Here is a 21,887-nt window from a genome sequence, read left to right on the forward strand (position 1 = left end):
GCCACCCTGATTGAGGAGGTCGTCATGGAAGCCCTGAAACTACATCAAATCGTCGTTCAACTGCTTCTTTTACTCGTCCTGAGCGTGTTCGCGTTGGGCTGCGCTGCGGGCGGGCGCGTCGGTCTTAGCGCGACCCCTGCAGAAATGGGGAATCTTTCGAGTTATCAGGCCCACGGCGCCATTGAGTTGGGCGATGATCGCACGGGGGGATTTTTGGTCTTCCAGGAGCTTCGTGTGGGCATGAAGGGCCTGGGAATTGGTGGTGGGGTCAAGTTTCCCATCTATATCGAGACGGAGAAGCTGACCTTTTACGGGGCTCCGTCCCTGGGCTTTGTGGCAGGATATGTGGGCGATGAAGAGCGCTCCGGCCTCAACGTGCGTCTGGCGGTAGGACTTGCCGATCGCCAGCATAAAGGGGGTGGGGCTCTCGATCGTTTGTTCGGGTGGGACTACGACACCCGTACGATCAGCCTGGAGGTCTCGCAGGTCATGAACACCGAGCGGTTCATGCCGACGACGCTGGTGCTCAGCGTGGGGCGGTTGCGTTGAGGGTAGGAATGGGCAGTGGTTGCCGGGCTATCGCGGCCCCTTCGGCAGCGGGCGTTTCAGTCGCGGATAAGGGGGGCGGATTGTGTTGTGGAGACACAGAGATAAAAGCGACAAAGGGGAGGAGGGCTACGGAGGATGCTGGCAGTCCACGCGCTCGGAGGAGTCTTTGTGGCTACCGCATCCCGGGGGCAAGGAGTGGCCCCGAGCATCACCGCGCGGCTTGCCCTGAGCGCATGTGCCCCCGATACTCCCCCCGCGCTGGTGTCCGCCCCGTGAGGGGCTGGCGAGTAGCCGGGAGGAATCGGCCCATGATGGCGTGTGGGTCGGGGACTTTTGGCCAGAAGAGGGAACCCGGTGAGATTCCGGGGCTGCCCCGCAGCGGTAAGCAAGAACGAAGGCCACATGAAAGGCACTGGCTCTTTTAGAGTCGGGAAGCCGTGGCCGGTAGGAGGTGAGTCCCGAAGGTGGGGCTGCCGCGCTTGCAAGCCCGAAGACCTGCCCGCGCCGGGTGATCTGAGCGAAAAACGGACCCCGTACCGACCTTGATTCTCGCGGGAGATGGGCAGGTCGCCGCGCGCGCCCCTGGATGGGGGGTGCCACGGCTCTCTGTGCATCTTCGGCCTTCATACGACTTTGAGAGGCAGACCGATGCACAGCTCCAACGACATGCTCGACCCTCAGACCCTCGCCCCCGGTCAGGTGACCGAGGTGCAGCTCATTGAGATGGTCTTTCCGCAGCAGACCAACCACTACGGCACGCTCTTTGGCGGGCAGGCGCTGGCGTTGATGGATAAGGCGGCGTTTATCGTGGCGTCGCGTTACACGCGGCGCACGGTGGTGACGGCGTGCAGCGAGCGCTGTGATTTTCATGTGCCGGTGCGTCAGGGGCAGCTCGTGGAGCTGACCGCGCGGGTGGTGGAGACGGGGCGAACCTCGGTGACGGTGGAGGTCACGCTTGTGGCCGAGGATCTTTTGAGCGGGGATCGGCAGCCGGGCACGCAGGGGAAGTTCGTGATGGTGGCGCTTGATGCGCATGGGAAGCCGACGCGGGTGCCGGCGCTGGCGACATCGGCAGAGACCTCGATGTGAGGGGAGCCCCCCCGGGGCGGAGGCTTCGGAGCGAGGGGCAGGAGCTCCAAAAAAAGCCGGCCCCCCTGGCGGGGGCCGGCTCTGGCTGATGATGCGGCAGACGTGCCGAGCAGCAGGATCGGGGTGGTTCAGTCGCTGAGCTCGAAGTAGCGCTCGCGGCGAGTCTGGTTGCCCTGCTGATCGTAGACGGTGACGGTGATGGTGCCGCTGCTCACCGGGGTCTCAAGAGGCAGCGCCCAGACGCGATCGTGGCTTTCGACGAAAAGGTCGGCCAGCTCACTTCCAGCCGGGCGGCCCTGGATCTCGAAGTCGGCGATGACCGAGGTGCGCGCCTCATCGAGGGCGGTGTAGTAGTCGAAGGCGCCGAAGCGAATCTCCTGCAGAGGCTCGCTGATGTGCCGCTCGCGGGGGCTTGCGACCACGAGGGTGGGGCGAAGGTCGTCGAGGAACCAGCCGTAGCCAGACTCGGCGGCGTCGATATGGTCGACAGGGCTGCCAAGGTCGATCCAGCGGGCGATGGTCATCTTCTCGTCATGGGTCAGCGCCGGCACGTCGGAGCCGGGCGGGGGCATGAGCTCGCCGATGTAGTCGAGATCGGAGTCGTTGGGGTGGGCACCCTCGGGGAGGGTGGAGGCGTCGCCGGGGACGCTGGCCGAGGGGTGGTCTTCGTTGCTCCAGCCGTCGAGGCGGCGGCCAAAGACCTTCCAGGTCAGCAGGCTTCGCCGCGACTGGAACTTGCGGATGGTGCGTGAGGCGTTGGCCTGGCGCCAGCGCGGGGATTCGCCCACGCGGACCAGCGGGGGGATGCCCCATTGGGCGGCCGCGTCGTTGTTGAGGCGATGCCAGGTGCCCGGATAGCCGTCGATGAGCTCGGTGTCGTCGAGCACCAGATCCATGGCCGGGCCACCGGTGCTGCTCTCGGAGTGGCAGGGGGTGCAGGAGCGCTCAAAGAGGGGCTGGATATCACGCAGGTACTCCACATCCACGGCGCGCTCAGATCGCTCGATGAGCGCCGGCTGCCCCTCATCATCACGGGTGAGCAGGGGCGTTGTGCGGGTCAAGTCCCAGATCTGGTAGTCCTCGCGTGCGGCGGCAGTCGCTTCAAAGTCCGTCGGGCTCTGGGAGTGCGCGTGGCATCCGCCGCAATCGTAGCGAACCTCACCGGGGCGAAGCTGGTGCCAGGTCTGCGAGGAATTGAGGACCATGCCGTCGCGGTCCAGGGTCTGGAAGGTGAAGGGGGTGTCGGCCGGAATTTTGGCCAGAAAACTCGTATCGGGGTTGCCATCCGGGTCGACCACAGGCTCGCCGGCGTCATCGAACTTGCGCACCGGGATCTCGCCAAGGATGCGCAGGCGTTCGTTGGCGTGGTTGGTAAACTTCACGCCGGAGTGCGTTCCGTAGCTGCGGTGGGTCGGGGTCTCCATCGCGACGATGCGCACCGCCCAGATGTCGTCGTCGGTGTAGATGCCCGAATCCGCGCCCTGCACAAACCAGTTGGAGCCGGTGTTGTTCTGGGAGGTGTTAAAGGGCTCCAGGCCGTCGAAGGCGTCTTTGCCCTGGCCGGGGCGGGTGTCGCGTTTGATGAGGCTGGCGCTGCCGAGAAGGGCGAAGGGGCTTCCCGTGGGAAGTTCGTCGGCGTGCTCCTGATCTTCGGGAAGCCAGCTCAGCCGCGCGGGCTCCTCGATGCCGTAGATGTCGCGGTAGGCCACGACCGCGCGGGGCTGTTGCTCGTTGTAGGCCGGGTCGTTTTTGATCTCGATGAGATCTTCGGGGTTGAGCACCGGCTCACCGGCGGCCAGGCGGTAGATGCCGCCGTCGTAGTAGGGGATGGGGGTGGGGCGGTTGAGGTGGTTGGCCGGGCCGGGGGTATAGACCAGCAGAAGATCGTTATGGGGGGCGGCCGAGGGGTGGGTCACCTTGCCGGTGAACTCGCCAGTGTCAGGGTGAATCGACGCGGCGCTGTCGCCGCCCAACGCGAAGGGGGTCAGCGAGTAGAGCCCCTGTGGCGAGAAGGGAAAGCGCATGTACTGCGGGTTTCCGTTGGAGTACCAGCCGATCTGGATCCTGGGGTTGCTCGCGTCGTCGGGCACCGGCGAGCCGAAAGGAGCTCGGTCGGGCTCGGGCAGGGTCAGCGGGAAGGCCGCCAGGGTGCCAAAGCCGTTGTTGTTCTGGTTGTAATACTCGGTGACGGTTACATGGCCGTTGGAGAGCTGGGCGAAGAAGTGAAATGAACTCGCGGAGGCGAAGGAGCTCATCAGGGGGTTCCACTGACGCCCATCGGGGTAGATGACCCACAGCGCCCAGTTGCGCTGGTCGCGCAGGCCCTGGGACTCGTAGCTGGAGAACATTACGCGGCCATCGTGAAGGATGTTCGGATGCAGGGCGCTACCGAGGTTGAGGTGGCCGACCGGCTCGACATTTTTGCCGTCGGCGTCCATCACGTAGAGGCGCAGGTTGGGGAAGGTAAAGTCTTTGTTGGGGAGCATGGTGTCGCGGCTGGACGTGAACATGATCTTGCCGCCGGGCAGCGGCGTTGCGCCCAGGTTGAAGACGCCGTAGCCCGGGTAGTTCTGCCCGCGCTCCTGAGCTTCGAGCATGTTGGGGGACCAGTTGCCGGCGCCGGTGTTGGGGGTCCACTCCTGGTGGGTCAGGCGCACGATCTGGCGGCTCTCAAGCTCGATGCGATAGATGTCGCAGCCGGCTCGGGGAGCGTCGCGGCGCTGGGTGTTGACGTCGACCACGTCGGGGCAGTGCGAGTAGAGCACCGAGGTTCCGTCGAAGGTCACAAAGGGGTCGATCACCGCGCCTTTCTCACCGCCGGAGACCAGGACCTCTTCGCTGCCGTCGGGACGAAGAAGCATCAGGTCGGTGCCGGGCTCCATGCGGATGGGGTCCTTGACCTCGGGCCACTCGGTGTTGGTCTCGTCGCCGTAGCGCGGGGCGCGCACATACACGATGTCGTAGTAGACGCCTTGCGCCACGTCGTCGGGAGTGCCGGGTGGGGGCTCGCCGGGGTGGTAGGGCAGCCCCGGCCCCTCGGCGCGACCCGGGTTGTTCGGATCGTCGGGATCGCTGGGATCATTCGGGTCATGGGTATCCTCACCCACGTCGCCGCCATCGGGAGCGTGGCCAGGGGTGAGGTCATCGCCTCGCGTCTCTTCGGAGCAGGCTGAAGTGAGCGCAAGGAGAAGCCCGATACACAGGTGTGTGAGAAGAAGTCGCTGCATCGTCGCCTCCATATAAGGCAAAATCGTCATTAAAATTTCTACGCCGTGAGCCAACGTTGACGCCATGTCTGCTGCATCGAGAGCACCCTGAGCTGCGTTGCAAATCCTCGACGATGCTAAAGCATCGCCTGTGGTTTTCGCCTTGCCCAGGCCACTCTCGATTTCGCATCCAAAGGCGTCAACATGGTCTCACGGCGCTATAAGCGGATAGGTCCATCATTTCGCCGCGGGCATTGAGGCATACAGATGGGGTTCGCGACGACAAAAGGCCCCGGAGTTTCATCAAGTGAGCGAATACTAACATTGCGGTGCCGGGCCCGCACATGTGTGTTTGCAAAAGGTGGTAACGCCGGGGGGCTGATGCCGGGGAGCGTGATAAGAGGCATAAAAAACGCCGAACCTTTGGAGAGGTTCGGCGCTTTTTGACGCGTTCTTCAGGTGGGTGCGGTGACGATCAGACCGGCTCCTCAAAGGTGCCATCGGCGTGGAGCGCAAAGCGCCCCTTTTTGACTTCGTGGACCGGACCGTTGTCGCCAAAGGACCAGCCCCCGAACTGGGTGCGCTGGTAGTCGGCGTAGGCCTGGCGGATCTCGTCCTGGGTGTTCATCACAAAGGGACCGCGCTGGGCGATGGGCTCGTTGATGGGGCGGCCCTGAAGAAGCAGGACCTCGGCCTCGGCCGGGCCGCCCTCCAGGGTGATGGCGCCGGGATCTTCCACCTCGACGCGGCGTTTGTTGGCGATGGGGCGGCCGGCGATGGTCACGCTCTGGCCCTGGTGCACGTAGAGCGAGCGCAGAGTGCCGGGGTTGACCTCGGGAAGCTCAAGCTGTGCGCCGGCCTCCAGGCGAATCGACCAGATCGCCACGTCGCTCTCTTTGCGCGCGGCCCAGGAGGCGGGGGGAGGGGCCGGGGGGCGGTGACCTTTAAAGGTGCCGGCGGCGATGGTCAGCTCGCTGATGCGGCCTTTTGCGTCTTGCTCAATGACGCGGGGGATGCGCTCGTTCCAGAGCATGGTGAAGTGCGGGTCGACCATCTTGTCGGCGCGGGGCAGGTTCATCCAGATCTGAAAGAGCTCCAGAGGGTTGGGGGCGTCGTCGCGCAGAAGCGGAAACATCTCGGAGTGCTGGATGCCGCGGCCCGAGGTCAGCCATTGCACATCACCGGCGCCGTAGCGGGCGGTGGCGCCCATGGAGTCGGTGTGGTCGAGAAAGCCAGAGCGCACCACGGTGACGGTCTCAAAGCCACGGTGAGGGTGGCGAGGAAAGCCGGGGACGCTCTGGCCGTGGTACATCCGCCAGGGCTTTTGCTCGTCGAAGTCGCGGCCGAGATGACGGCCCGCCAATGATGCAGCCGGGCCCATCTTGCCGTTACCCTCGGGGTAGTCGTCGCGGTGGTGGGCACAGAAGAGAAAGGGATCGGTGGTGGGCCAGTGCATCGCGTCGATGGCGCTGACCGCTTTGATGGTCGCCGGGGGATGCTCAAGGTCGGGCGTTGATGCGGCGCCCGGATCGGTAGGGGAGGTGGCGCGGGCGGGGCGGTTGTCGCGCTCGATCTTCTGGCAGGCGACGGCGGGCAGCAGCGCGCCGGCGGCCAGCATCTTCAGCGCGGTGCGTCGGGCCACCACCGGCGTTCCGATGCGACCGGGGGAGGGCTCGCTGAGCATCAGGCGGCCCGCCAGCCGCTCATCGGCGATGTTGAGCGACTCGCCACAATAATCGTGGAGCTGCCAGGCCTCGAAGATAAGATCGGCAACGTCGTCGCTGGTCAGCGTGTGGCCATGGGTGACCCGGGTGTGCAGCGCTTCCAGGCGCAGCGCGACCCTGGCCTGGGGAGGCGGCGAGGCCTGACGTGCGTAGATCGCTTGGAGGGAGCCGGCCTGGGGGAGCTGGCCTTTTTCGCCGGTGTGGATGTCGCTGAGGGGCTCGGGATGCAGAGCATTGAGCAGCCAGGCCACACCGTGCCAGACCTCCTCAAAAGCCCAGTCAAAGGCATCGAAGGTGAGGTTTTCGGTGGCTTCATCCAAAAAGGCTTTGCCGCGGCGCAGGGCATCTTCCGGAGTCATACATCAGGCCTGTGAAGAGGTTTTTCGTCGGGAATTCAGCGACTTTGACATCTCTGACATCGTAGCCTCAAACGTGTTTGAGGGTGGATTCATTTCATAGATATGGCGCATGTTTGGTATGCAGAAGGCGCATGTTTTGGAGGAGGTCCAACGAAGAACGCCGGCGCTCCGATCGGAGCGCCGGCGTTTTTTCAATCAGGGCAAGCGTTGACCCTGAGAGGGGGCAGGCTGCTGGCTTTTTCAATCAGGGCAAGCGTTGACCCTCAAAGCGCTCAGGCTGCTGGCTTCGCGCTCATGAGCGGACTACGCCCGACGAGCCTTTTTAAAGCACAGCCCCGGGGCAACGCTCAGGGGGCCAGTACATGGACATAACCCTCCCCGCCGTCTCCACCTCGGGTGGTGTTCCAGGGGCCGTTGTTCAGCGAGCCGACGCCACCGATGCCGCCCGCGGCCGAGGGCAGCACGCTGCCGCGATCGGCCTCGGCTGTTTCGGTGTAGATGAGCACCAGGCCGCCGGCACCGCCTCCGCCGCCGCCACCCTCACCGTTGTCTTCGCGCACGGCGTTGTTGCCGTTGAGGCCGGCGGCGCGCACCGCTCCGTTAAGCTGCACCTGAGCCGCGGCGATGAAGATGATGCCGCCCCCCGCGCCACCTGCACCACCGCGCGCCCCGTCGGAGTTGCCCGCACCGCCGGTGTAGTGGTCGGCACCTCCGCCGCCCCCGCCGGAGCCGGCGGTGAGCAGCGTGGCATCGCCCGCGCCGTAGGTCGTTCCAGCGATTCCGCCACTGCCGTGTTTGCCGACGCCGTTGGCGCCCGCTGTGGCGTGGGATCCGCCGCCTCCGCCGCCGGCGTCATCTTCGGAGCCGGAGCCGCCATAGGTACCTCCGCCTCCACCGCCTTCGTTATTACCGCGCGCGCGAAGTCGTGTGGTCTTCAAAAAGGTCTCTCCCTGCCCGCCGGTGCGCGTCGTTCCGCTTCTCTCGCCGCGAATGCCACCGACAAAGCCCAGCCCGTCAGCGAGGATCTGGCCGCTCTCGTTGACCGTGAGCGTGCCCGAGACGCGGAAGGCCACCACGCCGCCCAGGGTGCCGTTCCAGGCCGACGCCGTCAGGGTGCCGTCGACGATTAAATCGCTGAAGTGGGGCACGCGCTGCACCATGGTGGTGTCTGCGGCGTCGTAGACGTGGGTCAACGCCGTGCTCAGCGAGAGCGTGTCGTCGGTGACCGACTCGACGAACGCGAATTCATGGGTGCCCGCCGCGCCGATGAGGCTCTTCATGGTGATGACCAGCACCTCGTCGCCCGCCTCGAAGAACGAGGCGTCGCTCACCGTGAGGGTATCGGCGGTGTGCGAGATCAGCGAGGTCTTGTCGGCGTCGATCAGCAGGGGCTCGCCAGTGAGCACGCTGACGTCACCCTCGCTTCCGTCACCGTAGTGCGGGGTGTTAGGGGCGGCGCAGAAGCCATCCAGGCAGAGGCGGCTGAGGCAATCATTGGCGAGCAGGCAGGCGCCGGCGGTGTCGCAGGCGGAGCAGGAGTCGCCACCGCAATCCTGGTCGGTCTCACTGCCGTTTTGCACGCCGTCGTCGCAGGAGGGCGCAGCGCAGAAGCCGCCGTCGCAGACGCCGCTTGCGCAGTCGTTGGCGATGGCGCAGGCAAGGCCATCATCGCAGGCGCCGCAGGCGCCGCCGCAATCGACGTCGGTTTCGTCGCCGTTTTCCACGCCGTCGTCGCAGGCGGGGATGGCGCAGAAGCCGCCGTTGCAGACGCCGCTTGCGCAGTCGTTGGCGATGTTGCAGGCCAGGCCATCATCGCAGGCGCCGCAGGCGCCGCCGCAATCGACGTCGGTCTCGTCGCCATTTTGCACGCCGTCGTTGCAGGCGGGGATGGCGCAGATTCCTTCGTCACACACGCCGCTGCTGCAATCTTCGGCGATGTCGCAGCTCAATCCCTCGTCGCAGACGCCGCACTCACCGCCGCAGTCGACATCGGTCTCGTCTCCGTTTTGCGCCCCGTCGTCGCAGGTCGGGTCGGGAAGCGCGGGGCTCACGCAGACGCCCTCGTCGCAGACCTCGCTGGCGCAGTCACTGTCCTCGTCGCAGCTCTGAGCCACGTCGCACGTGCCGCAGGTGTCGCCGCCGCAGTCGACATCGGTCTCGACGCCGTTTTGCGCGCCATCGTCGCAGGTGGGGGCCGGGACATTGGGAACGACCGAGGCATCATCGCCGCAGGCCGCCAGCGTCCAGGCCAGGCATAGAAACATCAGAAATCAAAGAGGGGATCGGACCATCGGATTTGGCTCCAGAGGATTTCGCGACTCGCCAGGTGTGGCGCGCGCGCGGGGGATTGGAAAGGGTTGTTGCGCCATGTAAAGCACACCCTGCCCCCGATGGCCAGCCCCCCTTCGAGGGGGGGGCTGCTGGAGCCGCGGGCTTAGCCCATCATCCCACCGAAAATCGCCTCGAGGACGCCGCGTCCGGAGCTGATCGCCACGTAGGTGGCAAAAATCACCAGCACCACGTTGATCAGGTTGCTCTTCCATCCATTGACGTGCTCGCCCATCGTCTTCTTGTCGTTCACCGCCCAGAAGAGGAAGGCCGCGGTCAGCGGAAGTCCAAACACGCCGTTGAAGGCCGGGAAGAGGGTGATCATCTGTACGATGCTCAGGCCGGTGACCGCCGAGACGATGGGCGACGACATGCCCAGCAGGATGCCGCCGGCGTAGATGAGTTTGAAGGACTTCGAGTCCTGCTCTTTCTCGGGGGCGTCGACGGCCTCCAGGATCATGTAGGGGATGGTCCACATGATGGGCACGATGCTGTTAAACGCAGCGCCGATGACTCCGAGCAAAAAGACGACCATCGCCCACTCGCCAAGGACTTCGGCCAGGGCCTGGCCGGGCGTAATGAAGCTGGTTAGTTCGGTGTAGCCGGCCGGGCGGAGTACGGCGGCCGACACCACGATGATGCACACGGTGATAATGCCGCCGACGATGTAGCCAAAGCTCAGGTCGTGGCGCACATCGGAGAGATCTTCTTTGGTGGTCCAGCCTTTCTTTTTGACGAGGATCGACTCCAGAAAGAAGTTCGGCCACAGCGCGGTCGTCCCCAGAATCGCAGCTCCCAGCAACATCGCGCCCTGGTCGGGGAGTGAGGGCACAAAGCCCTGCGCAACTTCCACCGGGGAGGGACCGCTGGCACCGGCGACGACGATGTAGAGCACGAGCAGCACGAACATCATCGCGGTCACGAACTTCTCGACGCGGTCGTATTTGAGCACGCCGGTGAGAATCGCGGCGACCCCGGCGACGAGCGCCACCGGCTGCCAGGCCAGCGCCTCGCCAGTGAGAATCTCAACGGACATCCCCACCGCCGCAGTCAGCGCGACCGTCCAGGCGATGCACCCCAGCGAGAGAAAGAGGGCGATGGTCAGCGCCGGGCCTTTGCCGATCTTTTTGCGGATAAAGCCCATCAGCGTGTCGCCAAAAATGCCCAGGCGCGCGCTCATATCCTGGGCCATAAAACCCAGGAGCACCGCGCCGATCACCGCCCAGATCAACGCGTAGCCGTACTCAACCCCGGCCTGGCTGGCGATGTAGATGGAGCCGCTGCCAAAGTAGCTGGCGACCATCACAAAGCTCAGGCCGTACTTCTCGAAAAAACGCTTCATAAGGGACTGCACTTTCAACATAAGTTCTCGTTGTGTTGGGGGTGGAAGGGGGCAAGGGGGGCGCGAGACGTGCGAGGGCATCCCGCGCGTGTGGGTCTTGCAAACCATGAAGATGGTGGCGATCGGAGGGTGATACGTCGGCGCGCTATGTCGTCCCGGCGCCCGAGAGCATGTAGATGCCCAGGGCGAGCAGCACGAACGCCAGGCCTGTTTTGAGGCGAGTGGGGTCGATGCGGCGGGCGATGACCCAGCCGGCGACGGTGCCGATGAAGAGGGGGATGCCCACCAGTATGGCGAGTCCCCAGTCGATGGCACCGACCATCGCAAAGCCCAGCGCGGCGAAGGCCGCGATGAAGATCGACTGCACCTGGGCAAGCGCCACCGCCAGGAGCATCGGCACGCCCAGCACCACCATCAGAGGCACGGCCAGCACCGGGCCACCCACGCCGAGAAGTCCGCCGGGCAGCCCCACGGCAAGGCCCAGACCCGCCATCGCCAGGCGACCTTTCGGGGAGTCGAGCTCAAAGTCTGCAGGTGCTTCCAGCGCGCGGGAGCGAGAGCGCTCGCGCACCAGGATGATCACGCCCGTCATCAGCACGAACCCGCCGAGCAGAAGCCCGAAGAGGTCGGCGTCGAGCACGGTGTTGAGCCGCGCGCCCACAAAAGCCCCCACCACGCTTGTGAGGCTCAAGATCAGCGCGGCGTTACGTGCGGTCGACGTCGCCAGCTGTCCGGAGCGCAGGTACGCGTAACTTCCCAGAAGGCCGGTGCCGATAAAGGTCACGCTGGCGGTGCCAGCGACGGTGGCCGGATCGATGTCGAGCAGAAGAAAGAGCGCGATGGTGACGAAGATGCCACCGGGCCCGATCGTGGTGATGCACACCCCGCCGATAAGCGCGATAAGAACAAGGATAATGCCAAGCCCGAGAGTCATGGGGGCCTTTAGAGAGGGTCAACCAGGCTGTCCGAGAGGACGGCGACGAACGCAGGGCGCAGCGAAAGGTCGGGGGGAAGAGGTGACCTGTGCACCCATAAAGCGCGCAGAGTATACATAATTCCGGGCGTTTTGGGGAGGGAAGATCGAAAATACCCGCTACGCCCCCCCGGAGCGAGGATTGCCGAGGGGGGCGATGGCGGTTAAGCAGGTGGCGAGTATTTGAGACAAAGCAGCGTCTGCCCGGGCAGACGACGGAAACAGAGCGAAGCGAAAAGCGAGGCGTGTATGAGGTTGAAAAAGAGCAGCTGGTGGTTGGCCGGGTTGGGCCTGGCGGTGGGAGCGGCGTGTGCGACGCAACCGCAGAGTGCGAGCGAAGAGACCGAGCCGCAACTCGGCGTGGAGGTCGAAGAAGCCGCGGAGGCCGAGGCCACTGGCGAGCCGCGTTTTGGCAACTTCGGCTTTGATACCGAGGGCATGAACACAGATGTCACCCCCGGCGACGATTTTTACGCCTACGCCAGCGGCGCCTGGCAGGAGACCACCGAGATTCCCTCGGACCGCGCGCGCTACGGCGTCTTCGACATGCTCAGCCTGGAGGCCGAGGAGCAGGTCAACCAGATCATCCTCGCCGCCGCAAAAGAAGGCGGAGAGCCGGGCAGCAACGCTCAGCTCATCGGCGACCTCTACGCGAGCTGGATGGACGCCGAGTCCATTGAAGAGGCCGGTCTAAAGCCGCTGCAGCCTCATTTCGCCGCCATCAACGCGCTGGACTCCCATGACGCCGCCGCGCGTCTGATGGCCGACCCGGTCTACCCGGTGATGGTCAGCGTGCGCATCATGCCCGACCCGGCCGACCCCACCGTCTACACGGTGAGCTCCGGGCAGAGCGGGCTGGGGATGCCCAACCGCGACTATTACCTGGATGAGTCCGAGCGCTTTGTGCAGTACCGCCAGGCCTACCTCGAATACATCGCTCGTCTCTTCGAGCTCGCCATGATCGAAGGCGGCGTCGAGAAGGCCGAGGCCATCCTGGCGTTGGAGACGGCGATCGCAAAGGCGCACTGGACCCGCGAGCGCTCCCGCCAGGTCGAGGAGACCTACAACGTGCTCAGCGTCGAGGAATACGCGGCGCTGGCGCCCTCCCTCAAGCTCGCAGAGGGCCTGGAGATCCGCGGGTTGACCGACCTCGATAAGGTCATCGTCTCGCAGCCCAGCGCGGTGGAGGGCATCGGGGAGGTCTTTGCAAACGCCTCGCTCGATCTTCTCAAAGATTACCTGACCTTCCACTTCATCTCCGATCGCGCGTCCTGGCTGCCGAGCGCCTTTGATGAGGCCAGCTTCACTTTTTACTCCAAGACGCTGCGCGGCACCGAAGAGCAGCGCGAGCGCGACCGCCGCGGCACCGAGCTCGTGGGCTGGACCCTGGGTCACGCCGTGGGCCAGGAGTACGTCGCGCTGCACTTCCCGCCGGAGTCCAAGGCGCAGATGGAAGATCTCGTCGCCAACCTCACCGAAGGGTTTGAGGGCCGCCTGAAAACCCTCGACTGGATGGACGACGCCACCCGCGCGCAGGCTCTGGAGAAGTTGTCGACCTTTGAGCCGCGCATCGGCTACCCCGAGACGTGGGACAGCTACGAAGGGCTGGAGCTGGCCGCCGACGACTATTTTGGCAACCGCCTGCGCATCAGCGAGCATCGCTGGAACGAGGAGCTCAAGCGCTTTAAAGAGCCCGTCGATCGCGAGCGCTGGAGCTGGCCGCCGCAGATGGTCAACGCGAGCTACAACCCGCTGATGAACCAGATCACCTTCCCGGCCGGCATCCTGCAGGCGCCTTTCTTCGATCCCCACGCCGATCCGGCCATGAACTACGGCGCGATCGGGGCGGTCATTGGCCACGAGATTGGCCACGGCTTCGACGACCAGGGCCGCCGCTTCGACGCCCATGGGCGCATCCGCGACTGGTGGACCCCTGAGACCAACGCCGCGTTTGAAGAAGCTTCAAGCCGGCTGGGTGAGCAGTACTCGCAGTTCTGCCCGATCGACGACCTCTGCATCAACGGCCAGCTCTCGATGGGCGAGAACATCGGTGACCTCGGTGGCATGCAGATGGCCTATGCGGCCTACCGCAACTTCGTCGAGAAGACCTATCCCGAGGGCGAAGCGCCAGTGATCGACGGCTTCACCGGCGACCAGCGCTTCTTTTTAGCCTGGGCGCAGGTCTGGCGCTCGCTCTACCGCGACGACGCGCTTCGCGCCCAGCTCGTCAACGGCCCGCACTCCCCGGGCATGTACCGCGTCAACGGCGTGGTGCGTAACCTCGACGCCTGGTACGAGGCCTTCGATGTGACCGAAGACCACGCCCTCTACCTGCCGCCGGAAGAGCGCGTCCGCATCTGGTGATTTTTAATCAGGGGAGCTGGGTCTGAAGTTGGGTGAGGCGTTGATGCCCCCCAACATCGGGCGCACTGCCTGAACGAAAAACACCCCCGAGATTCGCGTGGATCTCGGGGGTGTTTTCGTTCAGTTCGCTGTGTAAAAGCACGCTCTGGCGAACTCAGGCGTCGGGGCTATACGGAACGGCCGGCGGCTCCCACAACTCAAATCGGTTGCCCTCCGGATCGACCGCCCATCCAAATTTGCCAAACTCCGAGTCTTCGGTCTTCGCATCGACCTCGACCCCGGCGTCGCGCAGGCTTTGGAGCATGGCGTGGAGGTCGTCGACGCGGAAGTTGATCATGAAGGCCTGGCGCTCGCTTCCAAAGTACTCGGTGTCTTTTTTGAAGGGCGCAAAGATGCTGTAGGCCTCCGGCTGCGTCTCTTCTTTGTTCTGGAAGATGACGTAGCCATCGAAGTCCGGGAGGCCCAGGTGCTCGACGTACCAGGCCTGAAGGGCTTTGGGGTCGTTAGCGCGAAAGAAGATGCCGCCGATGCCGGTGACGCGTGCCATGCGATGCTCCTCGAGGTTGGAGGGGAAGTCCTGCGAAGAACATCGCATAGGGGCAGCGCGCGCGTCTATCGAGCCTCAGGCATTATGAGGCTGAGGGCTTTGAGCGCGGCGCGGCGGCCATTGCGCGAAGGCCGAACCACCCCAGCAGAAGAACAATCAGCAGGCGGTTGGGGCTCGACGAGTTGCCGCTGCTGCTGCAATCCAGCGGGCCCTCGTCCGACCTCTGGCCGGGCGGCAACCTGTAGGATTGTTCAAGGCTCAGGTTCACCTCGTGGGTGGCCTCCCCGTCATGGGCCAGCAGGAACGCCGAGGTTGAGTCGCTGCCGATAAAAGGCTCACCCTCCTCATCGAGCCCGGCCTCCAGAGGCACCCCAAGCTCAGCGCCGGCGGGGATCTCGGCGAGCAGGCAGCTCGCGTCGAGCTGGCCATCGGCCTCAAGCGCCACGCACTCCCCGTCGTAGAAGCTCAGCGCCCCCTCACAGCCGTTGCTCAACGTGATGCTGATGGCGCAATGATCTTCTCCCTCGGGCAAAACCTCAAAGGGCGCGTCGCTCTGCAGGCAACCAAGCGTCTCGGCGATCGAGGCGTCGGTGGTGCAACGCAGCGGACCGAGCTCGGGGCTCGTCGCGCTGGCCTCACTCAGGGTGACGCTCAGACTCATCACCAGCGCCGTCAGCGCGATCGCGAATCGGTGGAGGAGGTGTTGTCCAGAAATCATGGCCGGCCTCTCAAGCGTGGGGTGACGCGTATCCAACGCGCCCGTTGTCGGGCTTCATCGCTGGATAGTTGCAGAGAGCGTGCCAACCAGGGGCTTGCCGGGGCGCTCAGGTGCAGCGTAGATCCGAGACCGAGCCCAGACGAATGGTGCACAGGTTGGACGTGCATTGCGCATCATCATCGCAGGGCTCGCCACTCATGCGCCGGCAATACGTGTCTTCGCAGGCGCGGCGGATGCCGTCGGCGTTGGAGCAGTCGGCGTTCATCACGCAACGCTCCTGGTCGAGCGCCTCGGAGGCCACCTGGCAGGTGGCCGGGCCCTCGGCCGGCCCGGCACAAAACGCCCCCGGCCCGGCGCACTGACTGGCGTCGTCGCAGGGCTCGCCAGGCTGGCGCTTCGCCTCACAGCGGCCGCGGGTAAAACAGCCCTCCTCGGTGGTGACGTTGCAGGGCTCGTCATAGGCGCAGTAGGTGCCCGGGCAGCAGGCCGGGCCCTGGTCAGGGTTGCAGGCGCGCGCCGGATCCAGGCACACCACCGCCGTGCAACTTCCACCCTGGCAGGCCTCGCCATCAAAACAGTCCAGATCGCTCTGGCAGGCCGGCTCCGCGTCGGAAGAACAGGCGACCATCAGCGTGCTTAGAAGCAACGCAGCACCGTGGCGAATGAGAAGGTCTGAGCGTCGTAACATCGAAGGGCCGGGGTGGGGGAAGACAGCGTCAGGTAAGCCTAATCGAGCCCTTTGCCGTACTCAAGGTCAGGGGCCGGAGGTTTGGTGCAAACCTGCGGGTGTGCAGCTTTGCCATCAGCAGCGATGGACTTCCTCGTTACGCGGAGTCGTGATGTCAGACGCACGAGAGGATCGCTACGCCCCGGCGCGCCGCAGGATGGTCGAGCAGCAGATACGCTCCCGGGGCATCGAGCTTGAACCGGTACTTAAGGCCATGGCCGAGGTGCCCAGGGAGCGTTTTGTCCCCCGGCGCTACCGATCGCAAGCCTACGAAGACACGGCCCTTCCCATCGGAGGCGGCCAGACCATCACCCAACCTTATCTGGTGGCCTGGATGACCGTGCTTCTGCGACCGCATCCCCACGATCGGGTGCTGGAGGTGGGCACCGGCTCGGGCTATCAGGCCGCCGTACTCGCCAGGCTCGTTGACGAAGTCTTCACCATTGAGCGGGTCGATGAACTCGCCGCGCGCGCTCGCCATACGCTGGCGGACTTAAGCGTCGATAACGTCGCGGTGCGCAGCGGCGACGGGTCGCTCGGCTGGGCCGGCGTCGCGCCTTTTGACGGCATCATCGTGACCGCCGGCGCCCTCACCATCCCCGAGCCGCTGCTTGAGCAACTTCGTGTGGGCGGCCGGCTTGTGATGCCGCTCGGCCCGCAGAGCGCGCCGCAGACCCTGGTGCGTGTCACGCGCACCTCCGAGCGTCGCTACCGCCGGGAGGAGTTTGGCCAGGTGCGTTTTGTGCCCCTGATCGGCGAAGAGGGCGCCGATGAGGCGCCCTCTCGCGGGGATTTCTGGTTTTAATCGACGAGCGCCTGAGCCTGCTCAGGGCAGGTACGCCGCCTCAAGCACATCGTGGTAATCCGGCGTCTTCTGCAGGATCGCGCGCGCCGCCGAGCAGGATGGCGAGATCTTGCAGTCGGTGCGGCGCGCATGTTCTACGGCTGCGGCGACAAGTTTGCGCGCCATGCCCTGACCCCGCATCGAGGTGTCGACAAAGGTATGATGCACCTCCATCGCGCCGGAGGGCGCGCGGCGATAATCGATCTTTGCCACCCGCTCACCATCCCTCTCTAGGAAGATGGAACCACCGGTTTCGGTCTCTTGATGCGAAAAGTTCGGCTCGTGCTCGCTCATGGTGGCTCCTTGGAGTGGGGGAGGGTGTGCGAGGCTCAGTCGGCAAAAACCTCCGCCAGCGCCTCTTCGGCACACGTCAGGGTCTGGTCGATAAGGTCGTCACTGTGGTGCGTCGACAAAAATCCGGCCTCGTACTGGCTGGGCGCCAGGTACACGCCGCGCTTGAGCATGGCGTGGAAGAAGGCGTTGAAGCGCTCAAGGTCGCAGCCATGCACATCCTCATGGGTATGCACGGTTTTATCGGTAAAGAAGACCCCGAACATCGCGCCGACCCGATGCTGGGTCATCGGATAGCTGTGCTTGTCGATGATCGCCTGCATGCCTTCGCTCAGGCGCAGGCTGGCCGCCTCCAGCCCCTCGTAGACCTCGGGCGTGAGCAGCTGCAGAGTCTTCAGACCGGCGGTCACCGCGATCGGGTTTCCGGAGAGGGTGCCCGCCTGGTAGACCGGCCCATCGGGAGCGACATGACGCATCAGCGCCTCTTTGCCGCCGTAGGCGGCCAGCGGGAAGCCGCCGCCCACCACCTTTCCGAAGGTATAGAGGTCGGGAGTGACGCCAAATCGGCCCGCAGCGCCACCGTAGCCCACGCGGAAGCCCGTCATGACCTCATCGAAGATGAGGACCGTGCCGTGGGCATCGCAAAGCTCTCGCAGGCCCTCAAGGAACCCGGGGTCGGGCGGAATGCAGCCGGTGTTGCCGCAGACCGGCTCCAGAATGATCGCGGCCACATCGGTGGGGAAGGTCTCGAAAATCTGGCGCACCGAGCCCAGATCATTGAACTGCGCAAGCAGCGTGTCTTTGGCCGTGCCCTCGGTCACCCCGGGGGAGTTGGGCGTACCCAGGGTCAGCGCGCCGGAGCCCGCCGCGATCAAGAAAGAGTCGGCGTGACCGTGGTAGCAGCCTGCAAATTTGATGAACTTGTCGCGGCCGGTCGCCCCGCGGGCCAGGCGAATCGCCGACATGCAGGCCTCGGTGCCGCTGTTGACCAGGCGCACCACATCAAGGCCGGGAACCCGCGCGATCATCGTCTCGGCAAGCTCGATCTCCAGCTCGGTGGGCGCACCAAAGGACGAGCCTTTCGCCATCGCCGCCTGACACGCTTCAACCACCTCCGGGTGGGCGTGACCAATGATCGCCGGGCCCCAGGTCAGCACGTAATCGATGTAGCGGTTGCCATCGGCGTCAAAGAGATACGCTCCCTCGGCGCGCTCGATAAAGGGCGGCGTGCCCCCAACAGACTTAAACGCTCGCACTGGCGAGTTGACCCCGCCGGGGATGGATTTGGTGGCGCGCTGAAGGAGCTGCTGGCTTTTTTCGAGCATAGCGGAGGCTTCCTGAGTTGGTGAGAAGTTAAGGTGGGGTGCGGTCTTTAAGGCCACGCTCAGGCGGCGAGTTTGCCGTCGAGGTAGTCGGTCACAAAACGCTCAAGGAGGTCGATCCACAGGGTGGAGTCGTTGAGGCAGGGCACAAGGTCATAGTCCTTGCCGCCGGCCTTGATGAACTCTTCTTTGCCCTCCATGCCCAGCTCTTCGATCGTCTCCAGGCAGTCGGCCACAAAGGCTGGCGAGAAGACCGCGATGGATTTGACGCCCTTCGACGGGAGCTCTTCGAGCACAAAGTCGGTGTAGGGCTTGAGCCAGGGGTCACGGCCCAGGCGCGACTGGAACGACACCGACCACTGATCACGCTCAAGGCCCGCCTTCGCCGCGAGCATCTTCGCGGTGGTGAAGCACTGGTGGCGGTAACAGAAGCTATGCGCGGGGTGGCGCGTCTCACAGCAGTTTTCCATCCGCAGGCAGAAACAACCCGAGGGGTCGGTCGCTTTGACCTGGCGCTCCGGGATGCCGTGGAAGCTAAAGAGCACGTGGTCGGGGTTTTTGGCCAGCGCGTCTTTGGCCCGCTCAAGCACCGCGTCGATGTACTGCGGATCGTTGTAAAAGGGCGGCTGCACCACCAGGCGCAGCTTCGGGGCGATGGCGTCCATGGTGTCCTGCACTTTGGCCACGGCCGTCTCGTAGCTCGACATGGCGTAGTGCGGGTAGAGCGGAATCAGAAAGAGCTCGGTGACCCCCTGGGCCATCAGCGCGCGGATGCCCGACTCGGCCGAGGGGTTGCCGTAGCGCATACCCACCTCCACCGGAAGATCGATGCGCTCGCGCAGAAGATCGCGCACCCGGTAGGTGGTCACGATCAGTGGCGAGCCCTGCTCGGTCCAGACCTCTTTGTAGGCCTCGGCGGATTTGGGGGCGCGGGTCGGGGCGATGATTAAGTTCACCAGCGCCGAGCGTTGAATCGGGTTGATGTCGAGCACCCGCGGATCGCTCAAAAACTCGCGCAGGTAGCGGCGCACATCGCCGGTCTCGGTGGAGTCGGGAGAGCCCAGATTAACGAGCAGGACACCTTTACTCATAACTACATGCCTGAAAAAAAGAGGTCAGCTAAGGTCGCCGGCCAGGTCGCGGGCGAAATAGGTGATGATGATGTCGGCGCCGGCGCGCTTCATCGCGAGAAGTTTTTCCGTGGCGAGCGCGCGCTCATCCACCCAACCATTCGCCGCAGCTGCCTTCACCATCGAATACTCGCCGCTGACGTTATACGCCGCCACCGGCAGGTCGAAGTTGGCGCGGATACTGGCCACGATGTCCAGGTAGGCAAGGGCGGGTTTGACCATCAGGATGTCGGCGCCCTGCTCCACATCGAGGGCTGCCTCAACCAGCGCCTCGCGGGCGTTGGCCGGGTCCATCTGGTAGGCGCGTCGGTCGCCGGACTGCGGCGCGGAGTCGACCGCGTCGCGAAAAGGTCCGTAGAAGGCTGAGGCGTATTTGACGGCGTAGCTCATGATCGGAAGATCATGAAAGCCATCTTCGTCGAGGGCCTGTCGCATCGCGCCGATCATGCCGTCGATCATGCCCGAAGGGGCGACCATGTCGGCACCGGCGCGCGCGTGGGAGATGGCCTGACGCTGCAGGTTGCTCAAGGTCGGATCGTTGAGCAGGCGCCCGTCGTCGGCCAGCACGCCGCAGTGGCCGTGGTCGGTGTATTCGCAAAAACAGACGTCGGTGATGACGTAGAGGTGCGGGTGGCTCTTTTTAATGTGGCGCACCGCGCGCTGGATGATGCCGCCTTCGGTGTCAAAGGCGTCGGAGCCCACGGCGTCTTTATGCTCGGGGATGCCAAAGAGGATCACCCGCGGTACGCCGGCCTGGCTGATGGCGTCGAGCTCGCGGTCGAGCTCGTCGAGCGAGTGCTGGAAGATGCCGGGCATCGAGGAGATCTCGCGGCGGATGTTGCTGCCGTGCGACACAAAGATCGGCATGATCAGGTCGTCGCGACGAAGATGCGTCTCCCGCACAAGGTCGCGGATATGCGAGGTCGCGCGCAGGCGGCGCGGTCGGCGAGTCAGGTCAAAAGAGCTCATCGTGAAGCCGGGGTTTAAGCGTGGTGAAGGAAGTCGGTGACGCGCGCGGCGTGCGCGTGTCGCGCGTCGAGGAGCGCGGGAAGCGCGACGGTGTCGCGGGTGTTGCCCGCAAAAAAGACGCCGGGCATCGCCGCCTCAATCTCGGAGTAGGCGTCGAGGACGAGCTGGTGGCCCACCTCAAACTGCGGGATGGCGCGCTCCCAGCGCGAGATGTGCACGAACTCCGGCTCCGCGCGCAGCCCGAGGATGCGGTTGAGGTCGAACTTCACAAGCTCGAGCACCGCGTCGTCATCGAGGAGCGCAAGCTCAGGCTGACGCGCGCCGCCCACAAAGGTCGTGAGGTTGACGCGGCCCTCGGGCGCGCGCTCCGGGAACATCGAGGAGACAAAGAGGCTGCCCAGGGTGTGCATCTCTTCAACCCGAGGCGCCAGCACCCCGAAGCCATCGAGAGGGTGGGCGACGTCGCCGCGCTTAAAGCCGGTGGAGACGAGCGTGCAGGGCGCAAAGGTGATCTTCGCTACGCGCTTGAGCGCGGGCTCCGGCGGCGTCACACCCTTCAAGCGAAGATCGGCCACAGCGTAGGAGGGCAGGGTGGAGACGACGGCGTCGACGCTGACGCCGGCGTTGGACTTGCCGCGTCGGTAGAGCACCCGCCAGCTCCCCTCATCGCGGCGAAGACCGGTGACTGGCGCGCCGAGCTTGAGCTCGCCATTGAGCTTTGAGGCCAGCGCGTCGGTCAGGGTCTGGAGGCCACCTGTGAATGAGAGGAGGCGTTTTTTTGCCGGCGGTGTATCGGAGTCGGGGGATTGAAGCTTGCGCTTGATGGCACCGAGCACCAGCGAGCCGGCCTCATCCTCAAGTTCTTTGAGCATCCCGAAGGTGTGGCGCGCCGACATCTGGCGCGGGTCGCCGGCGTAGGTGCCTCCTACAAAAGGATCGAGCAGGTAGTCGAGCACTTCCCGACCCAGACGGCGCTCCACAAAGTTCGCCAGGCTCTCGTCGACGCCCTCCCGATCGAAGCCGGGAATCAGCGGCTCGGCCAGAAGTCGAAGTTTGGCCGAGGTGGAGAGAAGTTCGCTCTTCAAGAACGCAGCCGGCGATTGCGGCAACACCAGCGGCCGTCCGTAGCGCACCACATAGCGGCGCGACGCGCTCTCGCGCGCGTCAACGATGGCGTCATCCAGCCCGAGCTCCGAGAGCAATGAGGCCAGGGCCGCAGAGCGCTGAAAGAGGGTGTGCGGCCCGTGCTCGACCAGGTAGCCCTCGATGCGCGAGGAGCGAAGCGGACCACCCACACGCTCGTTGGCCTCAAAGAGGGTCACACGCATCCCGGCCTGCTCCAGCGCGTACGCGATCGAAAGCCCGGAGATGCCCGCTCCTAAGACGGCGATATGAGGTGTCATGG

General features: G+C 64.8%; 17 protein-coding genes and 1 riboswitch. Of the genes, 4 read left to right on the top strand and 13 right to left on the bottom strand.

Annotated features, from left to right (window positions below; all coding sequences use genetic code 11):
- The first annotated feature begins 144 nt into the window (after positions 1–144).
- Both FRC98_RS02565 and FRC98_RS02570 read left to right on the top strand, forming a co-directional pair.
- Positions 145–549: a hypothetical protein gene (locus tag FRC98_RS02565; RefSeq protein ID WP_146979731.1), complete on the top strand. Its 405-nt coding sequence runs from the start codon at positions 145–147 to the stop codon at positions 547–549.
- A gap of 303 nt (positions 550–852) precedes the next feature.
- A riboswitch (cobalamin riboswitch) is annotated at positions 853–1,066 on the top strand.
- Positions 1,067–1,197: 131 nt separating this feature from the next.
- Entirely contained in the window at positions 1,198–1,638 is a 441-nt protein-coding gene (locus FRC98_RS02570; RefSeq protein ID WP_230467194.1) for an acyl-CoA thioesterase, read from the top strand.
- Between the two features lie 128 nt (positions 1,639–1,766).
- Here the strand turns inward: FRC98_RS02570 and FRC98_RS02575 are convergent, their stop codons facing one another.
- The 5 genes from FRC98_RS02575 to FRC98_RS02595 form a co-directional block, all read right to left on the bottom strand.
- A complete protein-coding gene (locus FRC98_RS02575; RefSeq protein WP_146979732.1) occupies positions 1,767–4,865 on the bottom strand; it encodes an HzsA-related protein in 3,099 nt (1,032 codons plus the stop codon).
- A gap of 454 nt (positions 4,866–5,319) precedes the next feature.
- Positions 5,320–6,300: a pirin family protein gene (locus FRC98_RS22155; protein WP_146979953.1), complete on the bottom strand. Its 981-nt coding sequence runs from the start codon at positions 6,298–6,300 to the stop codon at positions 5,320–5,322.
- A gap of 974 nt (positions 6,301–7,274) precedes the next feature.
- Positions 7,275–9,191: a hypothetical protein gene (locus FRC98_RS02585; RefSeq protein ID WP_146979733.1), complete on the bottom strand. Its 1,917-nt coding sequence runs from the start codon at positions 9,189–9,191 to the stop codon at positions 7,275–7,277.
- A gap of 170 nt (positions 9,192–9,361) precedes the next feature.
- Positions 9,362–10,618, bottom strand: coding sequence for an Nramp family divalent metal transporter (locus tag FRC98_RS02590; RefSeq protein WP_230467196.1), 1,257 nt, complete (start codon positions 10,616–10,618; stop codon positions 9,362–9,364).
- A 124-nt stretch (positions 10,619–10,742) separates the two neighbouring features.
- Positions 10,743–11,531, bottom strand: coding sequence for a sulfite exporter TauE/SafE family protein (locus tag FRC98_RS02595; protein ID WP_146979734.1), 789 nt, complete (start codon positions 11,529–11,531; stop codon positions 10,743–10,745).
- 288 nt (positions 11,532–11,819) lie between these two features.
- On the opposite strand from FRC98_RS02595, the gene FRC98_RS02600 reads away from it, so the two are divergent.
- Complete coding sequence (locus FRC98_RS02600; protein ID WP_146979735.1) at positions 11,820–13,934, top strand: M13 family metallopeptidase; 2,115 nt, start codon at positions 11,820–11,822, stop codon at positions 13,932–13,934.
- Between the two features lie 154 nt (positions 13,935–14,088).
- Here the strand turns inward: FRC98_RS02600 and FRC98_RS02605 are convergent, their stop codons facing one another.
- The 3 genes from FRC98_RS02605 to FRC98_RS02615 form a co-directional block, all read right to left on the bottom strand.
- Positions 14,089–14,481, bottom strand: a complete 393-nt coding sequence (locus FRC98_RS02605; protein ID WP_146979736.1) for a VOC family protein — start codon at positions 14,479–14,481, stop codon at positions 14,089–14,091.
- An 82-nt stretch (positions 14,482–14,563) separates the two neighbouring features.
- Positions 14,564–15,199 (bottom strand): hypothetical protein, encoded by a 636-nt coding sequence (locus FRC98_RS02610; RefSeq protein WP_146979737.1) that lies wholly within the window; start codon positions 15,197–15,199, stop codon positions 14,564–14,566.
- 106 nt (positions 15,200–15,305) lie between these two features.
- Positions 15,306–15,887, bottom strand: coding sequence for a hypothetical protein (locus FRC98_RS02615; protein ID WP_146979738.1), 582 nt, complete (start codon positions 15,885–15,887; stop codon positions 15,306–15,308).
- Between the two features lie 151 nt (positions 15,888–16,038).
- Between FRC98_RS02615 and FRC98_RS02620 the strand changes: the two genes are divergently transcribed.
- Positions 16,039–16,731, top strand: coding sequence for a protein-L-isoaspartate(D-aspartate) O-methyltransferase (locus FRC98_RS02620; protein WP_230467197.1), 693 nt, complete (start codon positions 16,039–16,041; stop codon positions 16,729–16,731).
- A gap of 21 nt (positions 16,732–16,752) precedes the next feature.
- Here the strand turns inward: FRC98_RS02620 and FRC98_RS02625 are convergent, their stop codons facing one another.
- The 5 genes from FRC98_RS02625 to hemG are packed head-to-tail and all read right to left on the bottom strand — an operon-like array spanning position 16,753 to position 21,885.
- Complete coding sequence (locus FRC98_RS02625; RefSeq protein ID WP_146979739.1) at positions 16,753–17,064, bottom strand: GNAT family N-acetyltransferase; 312 nt, start codon at positions 17,062–17,064, stop codon at positions 16,753–16,755.
- Between the two features lie 35 nt (positions 17,065–17,099).
- Positions 17,100–18,386 carry a glutamate-1-semialdehyde 2,1-aminomutase gene (gene hemL / locus FRC98_RS02630; protein WP_146979740.1) on the bottom strand — a complete coding sequence of 429 codons (1,287 nt, stop codon included), beginning with the start codon at positions 18,384–18,386 and terminating at the stop codon, positions 17,100–17,102.
- A gap of 59 nt (positions 18,387–18,445) precedes the next feature.
- A complete protein-coding gene (gene hemH, locus FRC98_RS02635) occupies positions 18,446–19,474 on the bottom strand; it encodes a ferrochelatase (protein WP_146979741.1) in 1,029 nt (342 codons plus the stop codon).
- Between the two features lie 24 nt (positions 19,475–19,498).
- Positions 19,499–20,482 carry a porphobilinogen synthase gene (gene hemB, locus FRC98_RS02640; RefSeq protein ID WP_146979742.1) on the bottom strand — a complete coding sequence of 328 codons (984 nt, stop codon included), beginning with the start codon at positions 20,480–20,482 and terminating at the stop codon, positions 19,499–19,501.
- Positions 20,483–20,496: 14 nt separating this feature from the next.
- Positions 20,497–21,885 carry a protoporphyrinogen oxidase gene (hemG, locus tag FRC98_RS02645; protein ID WP_146979743.1) on the bottom strand — a complete coding sequence of 463 codons (1,389 nt, stop codon included), beginning with the start codon at positions 21,883–21,885 and terminating at the stop codon, positions 20,497–20,499.
- Between the last annotated feature and the right edge of the window lie 2 nt (positions 21,886–21,887).

Origin of the sequence: Lujinxingia vulgaris (genome assembly GCF_007997015.1) — a bacterium.
In the GTDB taxonomy this organism is placed as follows: domain Bacteria; phylum Myxococcota_A; class Bradymonadia; order Bradymonadales; family Bradymonadaceae; genus Lujinxingia; species Lujinxingia vulgaris.